A 16,492-nucleotide genomic window follows, 5' to 3' on the forward strand; every position below is an offset into this window, starting at 1 on the left:
AAAAGCATGAAACAGCTTTTGGAAAAGATGCGCGTTAAAACAAACATTTAGAGCGCCGATCTGATCCGGTCAGATCGAAACGAGCTCTAAGGTGCAGGAATGAAATTATGACAGACAAGTTCAGTGTGAGAGACAAGATCGCCATTGTAACAGGCGGGTTGGGGCAGCTCGGAACCCAGTTCAGCAAGTCGCTTGCCGAAGCTGGCGCCAAGGTGGCGATCTTCAGCCGTCGGGCAATCGACGCTGCCGATCTCGAAGCGAAGTTTCCGGGCTTGACGAAGAACATTCGCGTTTATGTCGCGAGTGTTACGGACAAGGCCAGCCTTGAGCAGGCAACCGAACAGCTCATCGCCGATTGGGGTGTACCGCATATTCTCGTCAATAATGCTGGCATTGATTCAAAGCCGTCTGGCTCTGCCGACCAGAACAGCCCTTTTGAAATTTACCCGCAGAAATACTGGAACGAGATCATCGAGACCAATCTGACGGGTGTGATGCTGTGCTGTCAGGTCATCGGCTCGAAGATGGCCGACGCCAGACGCGGCAGCATCATCAATGTCGGTTCGATCTACGGCATCGTGTCGCCCAATCAGGCGCTCTATGCATATCGCGAAGCACGAGATGGCGAGCCTTTCATCAAGGCCGTCTCCTATGCGGCTTCCAAATCCGGTCTTGTCAACTTGACCCGCTATCTTGGCACCTATTGGGGAACCAAAAATGTCCGAGTAAACCTGATTTCGTTCGGTGGCGTGAAAACTGCAAACTTTGACAAGGAATTTGTGGATGCGTTTCTCGAACGCGTTCCGATGAACCGACAAGCAGAGATCGATGAATATAATGGCGTGATACAGTTTCTGGCATCCGATGCCTCGTCCTATATGACAGGTTCGAATGTCGTTGTGGATGGAGGCTTTACGGCATGGTGACAGAACAGGCAGACAATCGATATCTGACGAGGCGCGCGTTACCTGATCGTGACAAGCTGCACGTCTCGGTCGTTGAGGCGCTGGAAGCTCAGATACTTTCCGGCAAGCTCAAGATTGGCGATCGTCTGCCTGCCGAAGCCGCAATGGCGCGTGAATTCAATGTAAGCACGCGATCTGTTCGTGAAGCGCTTCAAATCCTCGAAACAAAGGGGCTCGTTCGCCGCAAACACGGTGAAAGAGCGCTTGTTGTACGTGACGATGTCGGAGAATTTCTCGGTTCGCTTGCAACGACTGTCAAACAGCTCTTTGCCAATAATTCCGACTATCTCGTCCAACTCATGGATGTGCGCCGGATCATCGAGACGGAAGTCGTGACGCGACTGAGTTCGGAAGACCTGGTGATGACGCCGGAAGTTGACGAAGCGCTTGCCAGTATGAGGGCTGCGGCTGACGCCAATGACATGGCCCGTTTTACCGACAGCGATGCCGCTTTTCATCTTGGGCTCGTACATTCCGTGGGCAACGAAATCCTCAATGTCGTTTATGACAATCTTTTCTCGATCATCATCGACGTCATCCGGGTCACGAGCCGCGTGCCGAACAAATCGCTGGAAGATGGGTTTGCCGAGCATGAGGAAATTTACAACCTCATCAAGGCCAGAGAACCCGAGACCGCCCGGCAATCCATTCGCAGACAGATCGATGAAAGTTCGCGTTATCTCAAGGTGGCGCTAGACAATTCAAATCTCAAGAACAAGGTCAAAACCAAATGAGCAACTTCGATTATTCCGATACAGACTGGGCGTCGATCGAGCGTCTTTCGAAATGGTATTCCGGCGATGTCCATGACAGTCTTGAACAACTGGGTGGCTGGGGCTATCTGGACGGTATATCGTTACAGGGTGAATTGAAGCCGGGCGAAGTGGTTTGCGGTCCCGCAGTCACGGTGCAGTTTGCGCCAAGCGAACGACGCAATCAGCCGCAGGATGTCTATCACAATGCCATCGACAACGCGCCAAAGGGCGGTATTGTTGTCGTTGATGCGTCCTGCGCGCAGGGTTCCTGCTCGGGAGAGCTGATGAGCACAGGCGCGAAAACGCGGGGCGCGGCTGCCACGATCGTCAACGGAACGGTGCGTGATATCGCGCAGGTTCGCCATCTTGGCTATCCGCTTTTCGGTCGCGCGCGGTCTCCGGTTTCGGTATCCGGCAAGATGGAACCGAAGCTCTCGCAAGTTCCAATCGAAATCGCCGGCGTGAAGATCATGCCGGGCGACGTCATCTTCGCGGATATCGATGGCGTTGTCGTCATCCCTAAGAACATGGTTGCTGCAGTCGCGGATCAGGCCGACAAGCTGGGCGCAAACGAAGCTTCGGCCCGTGACCGTATTCTAGGTGGTGAAAAGCTCCAGTCAGTGTGGCCGGTGGAGTCGAAATACGGCGCCTGATCAAGCGGCTTCTTGACATAAAAAAGGCCGCCCTTGAGGCGGCCTTTCAACAGTATCGCTGACGAATCGATTACGGTGTCACGTCGAAACCGAACCACTTCTCAGAAAGACGCTTGATGGTGCCATCGGCCTTAGCGGCTTCAATGGCTTCATTGAACATCTTCTGAAGTTCAGGTTCGTTCTTGCGAAGACCAACGGCGACGCCGCGACCCAGAATGCCGCCCTTAAAGAAAGGACCGGTCATGACAATATCTTCATTGCCGGGCTTTTTGGCCGCATCGCTCAGATAAGCCAATGAAGCGACGACAAGATCGACGCGGCCCGACTTGAGGTCGAGGTCGTGCTGATCGGTGGTCTTGTATTCACGAATATCGGCAGAATCCTTGAAATACTTGTCGAGCAGCGAGAGGCCGAGCGAGGCAGTCTGTACACCGATTGTGCGGCCCTTGATTTCAGCCTTGACGTCGTCAATCGCCTTCTGAGCCGCAGCTTCGTCCTTGGCCAGATAGAGCGTTTCGCCCGTATGTGGCAGCTTTGCGAATGGGCTATCCTTCAGCGTGGCGAAGGTCTGCGGGGTCAAGCCATAAGAGACGGAAAAGTCGATGGTTTCTTCGCGCTTCGGCGTAGCGGTAAGGCCAGCCATGATCGCGTCGAACTTGCCTGCATTCAAGGCCGGGATGATGCCGTCGAAAGGCTGTGCAATCATGGTGCACTCAACCTTCATGCGGGCGCAGAGGTCTTTGCTCAGTTCGATTTCATAACCGTCCAGCGTACCGTCTGGCTTGGTGAAATTATATGGACGGAACGCGCCTTCGGTCGCGATGGTGAGCTTGGTCCACTTCTTCTCTTCGGCATGGGCCGAAGCAGCGGTCACAACGAGGGCCGAAACGAGAAGGGCTTTGAACAATCCCTTGGTCTTCATCTTAATTACCTTACTGCAGTTAAGTGCTGAGCGGTCTTTTGGCATAAATCAGTGACGTTTGAAATAATCAGCCAGCGTTTTCATGGCTGATAAACTTGCGAAAACGCTCTGATTTGGAGTTTGTAAACACATCTTCGGGCGCGCCGTCTTCTTCGACCAGCCCCTGATGGACGAAGATGACCCGGTTCGACACATCACGGGCAAAGCCCATTTCGTGGGTGACGACGAGCATGGTGCGTCCTTCTTCGGCCAAGCCGCGCATGACACGCAGTACCTCGCCGACGAGTTCGGGATCAAGCGCGGAGGTTGGCTCGTCGAACAGCATCACCTTTGGCTTCATTGCCAATGCGCGGGCAATGGCGGCACGCTGTTGCTGACCACCGGAGAGATGTGAGGGGTAGAAGTCGCGCTTATCTGCGATGCCAACCTTGGCGAGTAGCGCTTCGGCCTCTGCAATGCATTCCGCGCGCTGCCGACCCTGAACATAGATCGGCGCTTCGATGATGTTTTCAAGAATAGTCTTGTGTGACCAGAGATTGAAGCTCTGGAATACCATGCCCAGTTCGGAGCGGATTCGCGAGACCTGCTTCTTGTCTGCGGGATAGGCTTCGCCCTTGGAGTTCTTGGCCATCCGGATCGTTTCGCCAGAAACGGTGACGGTGCCGGATGTTGGAATTTCCAGAAGGTTGATGCAACGCAGCAAAGTGGATTTTCCGGAGCCGGAAGAGCCAAGGATAGAAATGACTTCGCCTTCGCGCGCTTCAAGCGAAATGCCCTTCAGCACTTCATTCGCGCCAAAGCTTTTACGCAGGTTTTCGACTTTTAGCGCCACCGGTGCGTTGGGAGAGATGGCTTTACTCACGATGTTTTTCCTTCGGTGGAGATACGAGCGACGGGCTGGCGCAAATAGGGCGTGAGCCTGTATTCGGCGATCAGCAGCAAGCGTGTCAGAACGAAATTGATAGCAAGATAGATCGCGCCCGCAATCACGAACACCTCAATCACGCGGTAGCTTTCGGCAATGAGCTTGGCTGCAATGCCGGTGACTTCCATGAGCGTGATGATGGAGGCAAGCGAGGTTGCTTTGATCATCGAGATCATTTCATTGCCATAGCCGGGTAGCGCCTGTCGGATAGCAAGCGGCATCACGATCCTGCGGAAGCAGGTGAAACGCGACATGCCACAGGCTTTTGCCGCCTCAATCTGGCCGTGCGGCACAGACAGCAGACCGCCGCGAATAATCTCGCTGGCATAGGCTGCATTGTTCAGCGTCAGCGCGATGATTGCGCACCAGTATGGCTCACGGAGAATGGGCCACAAGAACGAATAGCGGATCGTCGAAAACTGGCTGAGACCATAATAGATGATGAAGATTTGCACTAGAAGCGGCGTTCCACGGAACACGAACACATAGAGCCGAGCAATCCAGTCGAGGACCTTTATTCCCGACAACCGCATCATAGCAAACAGCAGGGCAAGAATTGCGCCGCACACGATGGATATGGCCGCAAGCTGCAACGTCAATGGCACCCCGCCCATCATTGCCAGAAAGGATTCTGTGTAGAATTGAAGGTTCATTTTGCCCTCCTGACGCCACGCGAGAAATGACGTTCAGCAGCTTGCAGGATGCTGCCGGAAACCGAGGAAATCAGCAGATAGAGTGCGCCTGCAATCAGGAAGAAGTTGAAAGGGAGTCCAGTCGAGCCTGCGCCGATCTGCGCCTGACGCAGAATATCGACCACGCCGACAACAGAGATCAGAGCAGATTCTTTCAACGCAACCTGCCAGACATTGCCAAGACCGGGCAGCGCATGGCGCAGGGCCAGTGGCGCGATAATACGACGAAATTTGAGCGCCTGACCCATGCCGCAGGCCGATGCAGCTTCAAGCTCTCCCTTGGATACGGCTCTGAATGCGCCGCGAAACACTTCCGTATGATGCGCACCGCAGGAAATGCCAATGGCCAGCACGCCAGCCAGAAAAGCGGGAAAGCCGATGAAGCCTTGAGCGCCGAAGAACTTTCCAAGCGCCGTAACGGCGGCGCTGCCGCCGAAATAAAACAGATAGATCACCAGAAGATCGGGAACGCCACGAATGATGGTGGTGTAGCCATCAGCAACGCCGCGCAGTGTGCGTCCGCCGGAAATCTTTGCCCAGGCGGCGAATACGCCAATGGTTGCACCCAGCAGGAAACCGACAACGGCCAGCGAGACCGTTACCAAAGCCGCCATCACGAGAACATAGCCCCAGCCGTCGGGGCCGAAGCTTAGAATGTCGAAAAAAGCCTTCATGATGCGAGAGGCCAATTCTTGAAGGATTGATTGAAGTTCATTTCACTTTCCGGCGGTCGCGCTGGACCATGTTTCATTTCGCTGCGACGGGCAGGGCAGGCTGCACACTATCTGGAATAGGATTGACGAAAACATCGCCGTTAAGCCTTTTCACGTGGTCCTGTTTGGCTTCTACAATCCGTTCGGGATGCAAAAACAGTTCCACTGCCGTGCTTCCCATGACCTTTGCAGCATGAGCCATTCCTTTATGAGCCACAGGTAATTTACCTTGCGCCACCATTTGCCACGAATGGAGCGGCGTGCCAATAGCGCAGGTAGCGCCACGCATCTGCACGGTGGGGACAACCCAGCTCACGCTACCAACGTCTGTCGAACCAACGAGGGAATTGTCTCCCTTATAGGGTTCATAAACATCTTCACAAAGAGCAAGGCCTTCCTTCGGTTCGACGCCGAAACGGCGAAATGCGTCAGAAATGTCTTCCTTGGTCAGCGTGGCCTGAAAACGCTGTGCCATTTCCTGATCTTTTGCGTCGAATACGGGTGGTCCCAAACGCTCCAGCTCGCGCTGCATAAGCCGTTCCAGCGGCTTGTTGCCGATCAGATTGGCGTCGCCGCTAACAATTTCGCTGCGTACCGTCGTTTCCGTCATAAGCGCTGCGCCGTCGGCGATCTTCTTAACCCGCTCCAACAAGGTCTGCATCACGGGCAGGCTCAGCGCGCGGATGAGATAGCGCACGCTGGCCTTGGCCTGCACGACATTGGGCGCGAAACCGCCGGTATCCGTCACAGCGTAATGAATGCGGGCCGAAGAAGGCATGTGCTCGCGCATGTAATTGACGCCGACATTCATCAACTCAACGGCGTCGAGAGCGCTGCGTCCCAAATGGGGGGCGGAGGCTGCATGGGCCGCGCGACCGGTGAAATGAAAGCTTATTTCGTTACAGGCCAGCGATACGGGGTCGTTGACGCCTGCGAAAGGTGCCGGGTGCCAGCAAAAGGCGACGTCGACATCGTCAAAAAGGCCTTCGCGCACCATGAAGCCCTTGGCTGATCCGCCTTCTTCCGCCGGGCAGCCGTAATAGCGCACACGTCCCTTAATCCCATGTGTTTTGAGATACTGCTTCACTGCCGCCGCTGCCAGAAGTGAACCGGCGCCAAGCAGATTATGGCCGCAGCCATGGCCGTGTCCGCCTGCCTCGATGGGCTGTTCTTCTGCAATGCCCGCGATCTGGCTCAAGCCGGGAAGGGCATCGAATTCGCCAAGAATGGCAATGACCGGACCTTCGTCACCTGCTTCGCCCATGACGGCGGTCGGCAGTCCTGCGATGCCGCGCGAGACGCGAAACCCTTCAGCTTCAAGCATTGCAGCATGAGCTGCGCTGGACTCATATTCTTCATAATTGGTCTCAGGATGATCCCAAACCGTGTCGCTGAGTTCGAAATAAGCGGCACTTTTGCCGTTCACAATATCCCAGATATCGTGATGGTTCTTCGCCATAGCTCGACCCTCCATCGTCTGGCTCCCATTGTATTGAGGTCCGTTATTGTCGCCCTTATGTTCGGGATTGCGCTTTTCAGCGCAATCCCGTCGAAGGGAGTAATCTGAAGTGGTGCTGATTACTTCCTTCTGCGTTCATGTCAAACATTGAATTGAAAGCCATCAACCGTGAATGCCTGACCGGTTATGAAGCACGGTTCGGATGTGGCAAGGAACGTGACAAGGCGTGCCACGTCGTCAGCACAACCAAGGCGACCGAGCGCGATGCCCTTGATGACTTCATCGGCGCGTTCGGTAACATTCGTGTCGATCTCGGTGCGGATGACGCCGGGGCAGATCGCATTTACGGCGATATTCGGGCCGAGTTCCTTGGCGAGCGAGCGGGTCATGCCCAGAATGCCGGCTTTTGCGGCAGCATAGGCAAACCTGCTGACGGCTGCGGTCACACCCCCGGAAAGTGCATTGAGCGACGACATGGAAACAATGCGGCCGCCGCCCTGTTTCAGCATATGTGGCGCCGAATGCTGGATATAATTGAAGCAGCTTTTCAGGTTGATGGCGATCGCGCGGTCGAACTCATCTTCCGAAATGTCGAGAATGCCAACCGGGGCAGAACGGCCTGCATTGTTGAGCAGAAAGTCAAGACGGCCAAATGTTTCAACGGTTTGTGCGACGACTTCACCAGCCCGCTTGTGGCTGGAAACATCGGCCACGCAGGAGATCGCCTTGACGCCGAGGCCTTCAATTTCGGCTGCGGTTGCCGCCAGTTCCACTTCCAGCAGATCAACCAGCGCAATGTCATAGCCCGCACGCGCCAGATCGAGAGCGCAAGCCTTTCCGATGCCTCTTGCCCCGCCAGTAACAATGGCAACCTTGTTTTGTGAGTTCATTTCCAGATGCGCTCCTTTTTGTATTGCCACTTGATCGTATGTCTGCCACATTATTCCACAATAGGAATTTGGTTCACATATATGAACATTGAAAACAGTGGTGAAGTTAAGTCGGCCGTTCGGGTTCTCGAGATCCTCGAATTCCTCGGTCGTGCGCATAAGCCGGTGACGCTCAAAGCAATTGTCGCTGAGCTTGGTTATCCCAAAAGCAGCACGTTCAATCTGCTGGCTACATTGGTAGCCCGCGCCTATGTGGTGCGGGACGATACCGAGTCCTATCGCATCCATGAGACGTTTCGTGACGGGCCGGGCTGGTCGAGCGGCAGCGATGCCTATCTGATCGCGACGGCTCAGCCGATTATGGACGCCATGCGTGACAGTGAGGGCGAAACCGTTTTTCTCGGCACACGCCGCAAGGATGGGCGGGTTAAGCTTCTCGCCAAGAGCGTCAGTCATCAGGCGGTCCGCTTCGATTCCGATCTGACAGGGTCTGATCCTGCCTATTGCACGGCAATGGGGCGGGTTCTTCTGGCGCATTGGCAGCCGGAAAAGACATCTTCCTATCTGGCCAAAGAACGGATCGTTCCTTTGACGGATAAGACCGTGATCGATCGCGTACAGATACGTCGTATCATTGAAGTTGCCCGTGAGGACGGCTTTGCAATTTGTGACGAAGAGGCGGTTGTCGGCGGGTCCGGCGTCGCTGCTCCAGTTTTTGATGCCAGCGGCGAAGTGGTCGCAACGCTCAATATGGCCACCATCTCATCGCGCTTTACCGCATGCCGTCAGCGCATGATCGACGCTGTCGTCAAGCATGCGGCAGAGTTGAGCGCGCGCCTTGGATACAAACCAACAACAGCAGACAAGCAATAACATGGATATAGAATTCAAAGAAAAGCGGGTTCTGGTGACCGGAGCCGCAAGGGGAATTGGGCGGGCTATCTGCGAGGCATTTGCTGCGGACGGTGCAATCGTCACGGCTACCGATGTTTTGGACGATGAACTGACAGAATTGGCCCGTGAGGCACAGCCCGGGCGTGGCGGCTCGATCAGAACAGTACATCTGGATGTGACCGATGAAGCCGCGATAGCCGCATTGGCGGCGGTAGAAGAGGCCAGTGGAGGCTTTGATATCTTCGTCCATGTTGCCGGTGGTGTCCTCGGACAGAAGAAGCGTGCGGTGGAAAACGTTCCAGCCGCTGATTGGGATCGCATCTACGACATTAATGTGCGCGGGGCATTTCTGGTCGCGCGGGCACTTGTCCCGGCCATGAAGCGGCGGGGCACGGGCAAAATGGTCTTCATTTCCAGCGGCGCCGGTCTTGGCGTTAGCCTCACTGGCATTCAGGCTTATGCGAGCGCGAAGGCTGCGTTGATCAGTCTTGCCCGCCAGCTGGGTCACGAGCTTGGACCATTCGGGATCAACGTCAACGCCGTTGCTCCCGGCTTTTTGCGCACCAGCCCAGACTATGAGCGTCAGTGGGCTTCCTATGGTGATGAGGGGCAGGCCGCAATGCTAAACGAAATTCCGTTGCGTCGGATCGGACTGCCGGAAGACATCTCGAATGCTGTGCTCTTTCTCGCATCTCCTTTTGCGAGCTGGATCACGGGCCAGACATTATCGGTCAGTGGAGGGCCGACATCATGACAACTGACGCGCCTGTTCCAACCTGGACATGGTCTGAAGAACGGCTTCAGACCATCATGAATCGTGCCCGCGCTGGCCGCAGTTTCAAACCGTCTTCCTGGCAAGGCGGCGCTCGATGCGCAGTCGCTTTGTCCTTCGATTCAGACCATGACACGTTTGAACTGCGTGATGGCGGAAAATCGATATCGGCTTTGTCGCAGGGGCAGTTTGGCCCAAGGCAGGGTATCCCTCGTATCCGCGAAATTCTGCGCCGCGATAACATCCCGGCCACATTCTTCGTGCCTGCCATTTCGGCCATGCATTATCCTGATGAGCAACGCGCCCTGATCGGCGAGGGGCACGAAATTGCCCTTCATGGCTGGATACACGAGCGCAACACATTGCTTGACGGTGAAACAGAGCGCGATCTTCAACATCGTGCCGCTGATACGCTGGAAAAGATCACCGGTGTTCGCCCGGTCGGCATTCGTACGCCGTCCTGGGATTTCAGCGACAACACATTGCAGATCACTTCTGAAATGGGATTGATCTACGATTCATCGCTTATGGCGGATGTAGATTGCTACGAGCTTTTGCTTAATGGCGAGCCGTGTGGTGTCACCGAACTACCTGTGGAATGGATTCGAGATGACGCAGCCTATCTCGTCATGGACAGATGGGGTGGGTTACGCCCGCAGATCGCACCGCACGATATTCTCCAGATATTTCTCCGGGAGTTCGATGCAGCTTACGAAGAGGGTGGCATTTTCCAGCTGACCATGCATCCGGATATCATCGGGCACCGTTCGAGAATCTGGATACTGAAAGAACTGATTGCGCATATTAGCACCCATAAGGATATATGGTTTGCGACCCACGCGGATATTGCATGCTATGCCAAGCTAAATGGTTGATAAGTAGAACTTTGCGGTGCAGCTGAAACTAACTTTGGCCCGATTTTTGGACCGGGTGTGTTTACGTGTGCCGGTCATGCAGGGATTTCATAAAGCAGAACAAAGTTCATATATATGAACCAAATTCCGCTTTTCATCGCTGATCAGCGGGTTCAAACTCTTTGCAACCGGGCAGAGAAAAGCGCGTAATCGCCGCCCGCATTGCAGATAAAAAACACAAATAAGCATGAGGGAACTATGCTGAAGAAAATTGCGGCCATTGGCCTTTGCACTTTATCGATGCTTTACAGTGGCAGCGTTTTGGCGAAAGACTGGAAAGCTGTGACCGTTGGTGTCGAGGGCGCCTTTCCGCCTTTCAACCTTACAAGCCCGGGCGGAGAGCTTCAGGGCCTTGACCTCGATGTCATTAAGGAAGTTTGCAAGCGCGCCAAGCTTGAATGCAATATTGTCGCGCAGGATTGGGACAGCCAGATTCCGTCGCTGCTGGCCGGAAAATTCGACGTAGTACTGACGATGGGCCCAAACCCAGAGCGTCGCAAGGTCATCGATTTCTCCGATCCTTATGTGATTACGCCGAATACGTTCCTGGTGCCAGCTGATGGACCTTTGGCCAATCTGCCGCATACGGGTGAAAGCCTTTCCACAGATACAGATGAAGGCAAAAAGGCGATTGCTGATCTCAAAGAAGCGTTGAAAGGCAAGACAATTGGTGCGTCGCTTTCGACCAGCCAGTTGCAGTTTGTCGAACAGAACTTCGGTGATGCCGTTCAGGTCCGCACCTATAAGGGATCGGAACAGGTTAAATTGGATCTCGAATCCGGTCGTGTTGACGGTCAGTACGATAATGTGGTTTTCGCGCGTGACCGTGCTGAGAAGAGCAATGGCAGGCTGAAGATCACCGGGCCGCTTCTGGTTGGTGGCATTCAGGCTACCAATGTCTGCATCGGCCTGCGCAAGGAAGAGCCAGAACTGAAAGCCAAGCTCGACAATGCACTGGGCGAAATGCGGACAGATGGCACGCTCGCCAAGATGTCGGAAAAGTGGTTCTCCATGAATTTGAGCCCGAAGGGCTAAGCGAACTCAGCTCTAGTCTTTTCAGGAAAGCCCCGTTTTGCGGGGCTTTTTCTGTTTTAGGTGCCGTAAAAGGTCTGCGCCATATGGCGATGCAATTATCTTAAGCGCAAAGCGTACGACCTCATTCATCCTCTATTCAAACTGTTGGATTTAAAGCATAGTCCGGCGCATATGGAGGGACCCCAGTATGGTATCTGTAGTTAAAAAGATGGTTGCATCGCTATGTCTGGGCGGTGTGATGACAATGGTTTCGCCGCTGCTCGCAACATCCGCGTCGGCGGCAGAATTGCAGCGTTGTGCAAGTGAAGGCGGTATTTGCCGGCTGCCTTACCCGGCTGAAGTGGTCTATGGGACAGGCGGACGCAACACCTCTCGCTTTATCGATCGTCCGGAAGTGCCGTGCTCGAACCGCGTCTTTAACGATCCAGCACCGGGCAAGAAGAAGAGCTGCTCTTTCGTTGTCCGTGACCGTTACGACCGCCCCGGTCGTCCGGATCGCCCCGACCGTTATGATCGGGATCGCGATTGGCGGCCTTGCGCGAAGGAAGGCGGATATTGCGACTTCTACGGGCGCAAACGGGTTCGCTATGGCGCGAAAGGTCGCTTTATCGAACGGACTTTCCGTGACGGAGTCGATTGCGACAATTATTCGTTCGGAGATCCGGCACCGGGCAAAGGAAAAGCCTGCTACGTGCTGGATTAAGTTCAAGCATTATCTGACCCGAAGGCAGCCGTTTCAAGCTGCCTTCGTGAAGCATGTCTTTAATGCGCGGTCACAAGGCTATGAATGATCGAAAACATCGTGCGGGCGCCATCGGCTGCGGCAAGGATGGCCTGCTGCATTGGCCCTGCCGCGCAATCACCCGCGGCATAGACTCCCTTCAACGAAGTCTCATTCATCTCATTGCGCCACAGGCCCCCATCCTCGCGCAAATTGAGTGCCAGTCCCGTGACGATGGGTGCTTGGCTTTGAAATGGTCTGATCCATAGCGACTGGATATCCTCTCGACGACCGTCCTTGAGCATTATGCCGCCGATGGTGTGACCATCACCGCTAAGAACTTCTTTGATGGGCATTGTTACCAAATTGATCTCTGCGCGTGACAGATCTGACAGTTTATCGGCTGGTAGGTCAGCGCCATTGGTGAAGACGGTCAGGCGATTCGCCCAGTTCTTGAAGAAACCGGCGTGATCCAGCATTGCTGTTGTTTCCGCAAGTACACCCCAATGCTCGCCGCGATGCTCAAAGCCATCGCAGAAAGGGCAATGATGAACGCCGCGGACCCAGTTGTTCGCAAGGCCTTCAATGTCCGAAAGCTGGTCCATCACGCCAAGAGCGAGGAGAATTTTGGGCGCAGAAACAATGTCTCCATCGACCAATTCTACTGAGTAGCCCCCATCTGTTGGCCAGATCGCCTGGGCAAGACCGTCGCGATAGGTCACTGTGTCATAACGCGACAGCTCTCCACGCGACACCTTCCGAAATTCTTGTGGCAGAATCCCATCCCGCGACAGATAACTGTGCATGGCGGGAGCTTTCTGATTTCGAGGCTCGCCTCCGTCGATGACAAGCACTCTGCGCAGAGCGCGTCCTGCGATCAAGGCTGCGGAAAGCCCCGCAGGGCCACCGCCAATGATGATGGTCTCGTAATTTTGCATGATTGTTTATCCGGTCATTTGATAGCCGTTGACGATGGCGCGCCAGAGCTGTCTGCACGAACCTCCTCGGCAGGACATCAAGCGGGTTAAAATGGACATGGCACACCATAAGTTACATGATATCCTCGAGTCAATAGTCATGTAACTTACGGTGTGTCAAATTGCTTTCTGACAGGAAATGTTCGATAAACGGGTCAGTCCTATCAGGCAGATATAAAGAGTGAACGCATATGAGGCAGGATAGTCGGCTCTCTCGCATGTTGCATGTTTTGATCCACATGGATCATCATGATGGCGCGATGACGTCTGAAGAAATTGCAGCGATGCTGGATACCAATTCGGTGGTGATCCGACGCACGATGGCAGGGTTACGTAAAGAGGGCTATGTGCATTCAGAGAAGGGGCACGGAGGCGGCTGGACACTGGCGCGGCCACTCGACCAGCTGACACTTTTGGACATTTACCGCGCGGTCGGGGAACCTTCTATTTTCGCTGTCGGCCCCGCCTATGACATGCCCGGTTGCGTTATAGAACAAGCGGTTAATAAAAAGCTTGAAAGTGTCTTCAAGGAAGCAGAGCAACTGCTTTTGAGCCGATTGCAGGGTGTGACCCTTGCGGATATTGCGCAGAATTTTTCTGCGGGCATGGCAGCGAACGGCCATGCAGCTAAAACAAAAAAGACATTTGATTAATGGCGCAACGGAACATCAGTTGCTGGGTCGGTGATTGCTCCCACGCGGAGCAGATTCTCACACTTTGATGACCATGACGAAAGCACGATGTGGCCATCGCCGCGCCTCGTAAATCGATGCGATGTGCATCGGTTGCCAAACATAATGCTCCCAAAACGGCATTCAGCCTCGGTTCATGATCACAGCGGTAACGCTTCTGTGAAGTTGCCGCAATTTGCCTCTATTCGCATTCCAGCATGTGCGGAATCGGAAGCAGGCCCTTTTGCTTATCAGTTCTGCCTTCCAGAAGGAGAAGGATATATGTCTATTCGTTCCAAGCTTCGCACTACTGTTGCGATCCCGGTGATATCGGTCTGTGTTCTGGCGCAGCCATCTTTCGCGGATAGGCTGTCGCAGTCCTATCAAGTGGCTCAGGAAAACAGCGAGGAGCAAGCGCCGCAGGAACAGCCCGTTGAACAGCCACAGGCAGAAGGCGAGCGTCCTTCTGAGGAAGGTCAGGGGCATCGTCAGGCTGAGGAGCAGAAGCAGGCTGAACGTGCGGAAGCGCAGCGCCAGGAAATAGAAAAGCAGCAGGCGGAAAAGGCAGAGGCTGCAAGGCAGGCTGAAGAACGCAAGGCGGCTGAAGCGGAAACGCAGCATCAGGCGGTTGAACAGAAAAAGGCCGAAGAAGAAGCTGCCGCACAGCAGAAGGCGGCAGAACAGGCACAGCGTAAAGCTGAGCAGGAAGCAGCGGAACGCCAGGCTGAGACGAAGGCTGCTGCCGACGAAGCTGAAAAGCAGGCTGTCGAGCAAAAGAAGGCGGCAGAGCAAGAGACGCAGCGCCAAGCCCAAGAGAAGAAGCCTGCATCGGAAGAAAGCGCGCCGAAAGGCGAGGCTGAACCAGAACAACAGGTTCCTGCCCACAAGAAGCCAGCAGCGAAGACGCCCGATGCAAACGATGCATCGGAAGAGACCACGAAGGAGCCTGCGGAACGGCCAAAGAAGAGGCCCGCTCCTGCCGACGATGCACAGGCCCAGAAGCCATCGCCACAGCCGGAATCTGCACCTGTTTCGGTGCAACCGACCGAACCGCAGACCGGCGAAACGAACCCCGTTCAGCCATCCGAAAAGCCTCCCGTCAAAGAACCGCGTGGAAAGCAAAAGCGCGAGCCGTCGCCGGTAGAACAGCAACCAGCGGAGGAGCCGCAGGAGGCTGAGAAGAAGCGAGAGCCTGTTCCTGCAATCGTCGACGAGCGTTCCGCGGCAGAAAAGGAAGCGATCGCGAAAGATCCGTCGAAGACGGACGAAACGGTGGTTCTTCCGGTCGAGAACGGTGCTGCGATTCTCGACAGCGACAAGGATGCCGACAATAGCGGTGGCAATCAGGCTCGCGAGGAACGTCGCAAGCAGCGTGGACAACAGCGCGAAGCCGAAGCCTCAGCGCCGCCCCCCGCAGACGACGCATCCGCTCAGGTTGCTATTCCTGCAGAAATCAAAGCCGATCTTCCCAAGAAGATTGAAGCCAATCTGAAGGAAAAGGGAAAGCGCGTCGACGAAGCACCCGCTTTCGTTGTCCCGGAAACCACAAACATTGTGAACAACACCGTTGTTAACAACACGGTCGTCAATAACACGACAGTCAACAATGTGACGAACAACGTCAGCAATGTGAAAGTGCTTGAAGAAATCGACAACCGCGTTGTTATGAATGTGGGAGATCGAATTTTTGTGCGCGGCGATGACCGCCCACGTCTGCGCCGCAACGCTGAAGAAGCCTATTATGATGAGCTTCCGCGCGGCCGCACGCGCGAAACGATTGTGCGCCCCGGCGGCTATCGCGTGGTGACTGTTTATGATCGTTATGGTGATGTTGTGCAACGTTCCCGTATTGATCGCGACGGCAACGAATATCTCATGGTCTACGCACCCGACTATGAAGATACACCCCGTGCAGCTATTGCCGATGTCGGCTACGAGCTACCGCCGATGCGTCTCACAATTCCTGTCAGCGATTATATCATTGACGTCACAGACGACCGCGACCGCGATTTCTATGACTTCCTGGCCATGCCTCCGGTAGAACGGGTTGAACGCGTCTATACGATTGACGAGGTGCGTCATTCGGCACGTCTGCGCGATAAGGTGCGCCGCATTGATCTGGACACCATCCACTTTGCCACCGGGAGCGCGGAAGTCTCGCTTTCACAGGCCAAGACGCTGCGCAAAGTGGCTGATGCCATGCAGAAGGTTCTTTCCAAGGACCCGGGTGAAACCTTCTTCATCGAAGGCCACACGGATGCTGTCGGCTCTGATCGATCGAACCTCGTTCTCTCCGACAAGCGCGCAGAGTCAGTCGCAAGCCTGCTAACGGAAGTCTATGATATTCCTGCCGAAAATCTAGTCACGCAGGGCTATGGTGAGCGCTTTCTGAAGATCAAGACCGACGGGCCAGAGCAGGAAAACCGCCGTGTTACCATTCGCCGAGTGACACCGCTGGTCAGGCCGGTGGCGCAGCGCTAACGCCTGCGCATTTTAAAACTCTCAGGCCGCAACCACTGCGGCCTGAGAGACAA

At 54.9% G+C, this 16,492-nt stretch carries 17 protein-coding genes; 10 read left to right on the forward strand and 7 right to left on the reverse strand.

Features of this window, described 5'->3' with window-relative positions; genetic code table 11:
• The first annotated feature begins 107 nt into the window (after window positions 1–107).
• Genes HWD97_RS15780 through HWD97_RS15790 form a run of 3 tightly spaced genes read left to right on the forward strand, consistent with a single transcriptional unit; the run spans window position 108 to window position 2,373 of the window.
• Entirely contained in the window at window positions 108–926 is an 819-nt protein-coding gene (locus HWD97_RS15780; protein ID WP_121537848.1) for an SDR family oxidoreductase, read from the forward strand.
• Window positions 920–1,699: a FadR/GntR family transcriptional regulator gene (locus HWD97_RS15785; protein ID WP_078337161.1), complete on the forward strand. Its 780-nt coding sequence runs from the start codon at window positions 920–922 to the stop codon at window positions 1,697–1,699. Before HWD97_RS15780 ends, HWD97_RS15785 begins: the two co-directional genes overlap by 7 nt.
• Window positions 1,696–2,373: an RraA family protein gene (locus HWD97_RS15790; protein WP_109366024.1), complete on the forward strand. Its 678-nt coding sequence runs from the start codon at window positions 1,696–1,698 to the stop codon at window positions 2,371–2,373. The genes HWD97_RS15785 and HWD97_RS15790 overlap by 4 nt, the downstream gene beginning before the upstream one ends.
• Before the next feature lie 70 nt (window positions 2,374–2,443).
• Here the strand turns inward: HWD97_RS15790 and HWD97_RS15795 are convergent, their stop codons facing one another.
• From HWD97_RS15795 to HWD97_RS15820, 6 genes are all read right to left on the reverse strand, one after another.
• Window positions 2,444–3,295 (reverse strand): transporter substrate-binding domain-containing protein, encoded by an 852-nt coding sequence (locus tag HWD97_RS15795; RefSeq protein ID WP_283735278.1) that lies wholly within the window; start codon window positions 3,293–3,295, stop codon window positions 2,444–2,446.
• A 67-nt stretch (window positions 3,296–3,362) separates the two neighbouring features.
• On the reverse strand, window positions 3,363–4,157 hold the full coding sequence (locus HWD97_RS15800) for an ABC transporter ATP-binding protein (protein ID WP_140025262.1): 795 nt from the start codon (window positions 4,155–4,157) through the stop codon (window positions 3,363–3,365).
• Window positions 4,154–4,873 (reverse strand): ABC transporter permease, encoded by a 720-nt coding sequence (locus HWD97_RS15805; protein ID WP_109366021.1) that lies wholly within the window; start codon window positions 4,871–4,873, stop codon window positions 4,154–4,156. The genes HWD97_RS15800 and HWD97_RS15805 overlap by 4 nt, the downstream gene beginning before the upstream one ends.
• Window positions 4,870–5,586: an ABC transporter permease gene (locus HWD97_RS15810; RefSeq protein ID WP_109366020.1), complete on the reverse strand. Its 717-nt coding sequence runs from the start codon at window positions 5,584–5,586 to the stop codon at window positions 4,870–4,872. The genes HWD97_RS15805 and HWD97_RS15810 overlap by 4 nt, the downstream gene beginning before the upstream one ends.
• A gap of 73 nt (window positions 5,587–5,659) precedes the next feature.
• Window positions 5,660–7,084 (reverse strand): M20 family metallopeptidase, encoded by a 1,425-nt coding sequence (locus HWD97_RS15815; protein ID WP_371835235.1) that lies wholly within the window; start codon window positions 7,082–7,084, stop codon window positions 5,660–5,662.
• 140 nt (window positions 7,085–7,224) lie between these two features.
• Window positions 7,225–7,974, reverse strand: a complete 750-nt coding sequence (locus HWD97_RS15820; RefSeq protein ID WP_109366426.1) for an SDR family NAD(P)-dependent oxidoreductase — start codon at window positions 7,972–7,974, stop codon at window positions 7,225–7,227.
• An 81-nt stretch (window positions 7,975–8,055) separates the two neighbouring features.
• Between HWD97_RS15820 and HWD97_RS15825 the strand changes: the two genes are divergently transcribed.
• The 5 genes from HWD97_RS15825 to HWD97_RS15845 all read left to right on the forward strand — a co-directional run bounded on the left by HWD97_RS15825 (window position 8,056) and on the right by HWD97_RS15845 (window position 12,292).
• Complete coding sequence (locus HWD97_RS15825; RefSeq protein WP_371835236.1) at window positions 8,056–8,847, forward strand: IclR family transcriptional regulator; 792 nt, start codon at window positions 8,056–8,058, stop codon at window positions 8,845–8,847.
• A gap of 1 nt (window position 8,848) precedes the next feature.
• A complete protein-coding gene (locus tag HWD97_RS15830) occupies window positions 8,849–9,622 on the forward strand; it encodes an SDR family NAD(P)-dependent oxidoreductase (RefSeq protein WP_371835237.1) in 774 nt (257 codons plus the stop codon).
• Window positions 9,619–10,515 carry a polysaccharide deacetylase gene (locus HWD97_RS15835; protein ID WP_371835238.1) on the forward strand — a complete coding sequence of 299 codons (897 nt, stop codon included), beginning with the start codon at window positions 9,619–9,621 and terminating at the stop codon, window positions 10,513–10,515. The genes HWD97_RS15830 and HWD97_RS15835 overlap by 4 nt, the downstream gene beginning before the upstream one ends.
• 237 nt (window positions 10,516–10,752) lie before the next feature.
• Entirely contained in the window at window positions 10,753–11,589 is an 837-nt protein-coding gene (locus HWD97_RS15840) for a transporter substrate-binding domain-containing protein (protein WP_371835239.1), read from the forward strand.
• 187 nt (window positions 11,590–11,776) lie between these two features.
• Window positions 11,777–12,292, forward strand: coding sequence for a hypothetical protein (locus HWD97_RS15845; RefSeq protein WP_121537854.1), 516 nt, complete (start codon window positions 11,777–11,779; stop codon window positions 12,290–12,292).
• A 59-nt stretch (window positions 12,293–12,351) separates the two neighbouring features.
• On the opposite strand, the gene HWD97_RS15850 is transcribed toward HWD97_RS15845, so the two are convergent.
• On the reverse strand, window positions 12,352–13,248 hold the full coding sequence (locus tag HWD97_RS15850; RefSeq protein ID WP_371835240.1) for an NAD(P)/FAD-dependent oxidoreductase: 897 nt from the start codon (window positions 13,246–13,248) through the stop codon (window positions 12,352–12,354).
• Between the two features lie 230 nt (window positions 13,249–13,478).
• Here HWD97_RS15850 and HWD97_RS15855 point away from each other — a divergent pair, with 230 nt between their 5' ends.
• Window positions 13,479–13,940, forward strand: coding sequence for an Rrf2 family transcriptional regulator (locus tag HWD97_RS15855; RefSeq protein WP_109366012.1), 462 nt, complete (start codon window positions 13,479–13,481; stop codon window positions 13,938–13,940).
• Between the two features lie 300 nt (window positions 13,941–14,240).
• Window positions 14,241–16,439: an OmpA family protein gene (locus HWD97_RS15860; protein WP_371835241.1), complete on the forward strand. Its 2,199-nt coding sequence runs from the start codon at window positions 14,241–14,243 to the stop codon at window positions 16,437–16,439.
• Window positions 16,440–16,492 lie beyond the last annotated feature (53 nt).

The sequence above is a fragment of the Ochrobactrum sp. C6C9 genome, from assembly GCF_022627935.1.
In the GTDB taxonomy this organism is placed as follows: Bacteria; Pseudomonadota; Alphaproteobacteria; order Rhizobiales; family Rhizobiaceae; genus Brucella; species Brucella teleogrylli.

Coding starts and splice junctions, on each gene's coding strand:
- HWD97_RS15780 (WP_121537848.1), top strand. CDS start 108: ATGACAGACAAGTTCAGTGTGAGAGACAAGATCGCCATTGTAACAGGC.
- HWD97_RS15785 (WP_078337161.1), top strand. CDS start 920: ATGGTGACAGAACAGGCAGACAATCGATATCTGACGAGGCGCGCGTTA.
- HWD97_RS15790 (WP_109366024.1), top strand. CDS start 1,696: ATGAGCAACTTCGATTATTCCGATACAGACTGGGCGTCGATCGAGCGT.
- HWD97_RS15795 (WP_283735278.1), bottom strand. CDS start 3,295: ATGAAGACCAAGGGATTGTTCAAAGCCCTTCTCGTTTCGGCCCTCGTT.
- HWD97_RS15805 (WP_109366021.1), bottom strand. CDS start 4,873: ATGAACCTTCAATTCTACACAGAATCCTTTCTGGCAATGATGGGCGGG.
- HWD97_RS15810 (WP_109366020.1), bottom strand. CDS start 5,586: ATGAAGGCTTTTTTCGACATTCTAAGCTTCGGCCCCGACGGCTGGGGC.
- HWD97_RS15815 (WP_371835235.1), bottom strand. CDS start 7,084: ATGGCGAAGAACCATCACGATATCTGGGATATTGTGAACGGCAAAAGT.
- HWD97_RS15820 (WP_109366426.1), bottom strand. CDS start 7,974: ATGAACTCACAAAACAAGGTTGCCATTGTTACTGGCGGGGCAAGAGGC.
- HWD97_RS15825 (WP_371835236.1), top strand. CDS start 8,056: ATGAACATTGAAAACAGTGGTGAAGTTAAGTCGGCCGTTCGGGTTCTC.
- HWD97_RS15830 (WP_371835237.1), top strand. CDS start 8,849: ATGGATATAGAATTCAAAGAAAAGCGGGTTCTGGTGACCGGAGCCGCA.
- HWD97_RS15835 (WP_371835238.1), top strand. CDS start 9,619: ATGACAACTGACGCGCCTGTTCCAACCTGGACATGGTCTGAAGAACGG.
- HWD97_RS15840 (WP_371835239.1), top strand. CDS start 10,753: ATGCTGAAGAAAATTGCGGCCATTGGCCTTTGCACTTTATCGATGCTT.
- HWD97_RS15845 (WP_121537854.1), top strand. CDS start 11,777: ATGGTATCTGTAGTTAAAAAGATGGTTGCATCGCTATGTCTGGGCGGT.
- HWD97_RS15850 (WP_371835240.1), bottom strand. CDS start 13,248: ATGCAAAATTACGAGACCATCATCATTGGCGGTGGCCCTGCGGGGCTT.
- HWD97_RS15855 (WP_109366012.1), top strand. CDS start 13,479: ATGAGGCAGGATAGTCGGCTCTCTCGCATGTTGCATGTTTTGATCCAC.
- HWD97_RS15860 (WP_371835241.1), top strand. CDS start 14,241: ATGTCTATTCGTTCCAAGCTTCGCACTACTGTTGCGATCCCGGTGATA.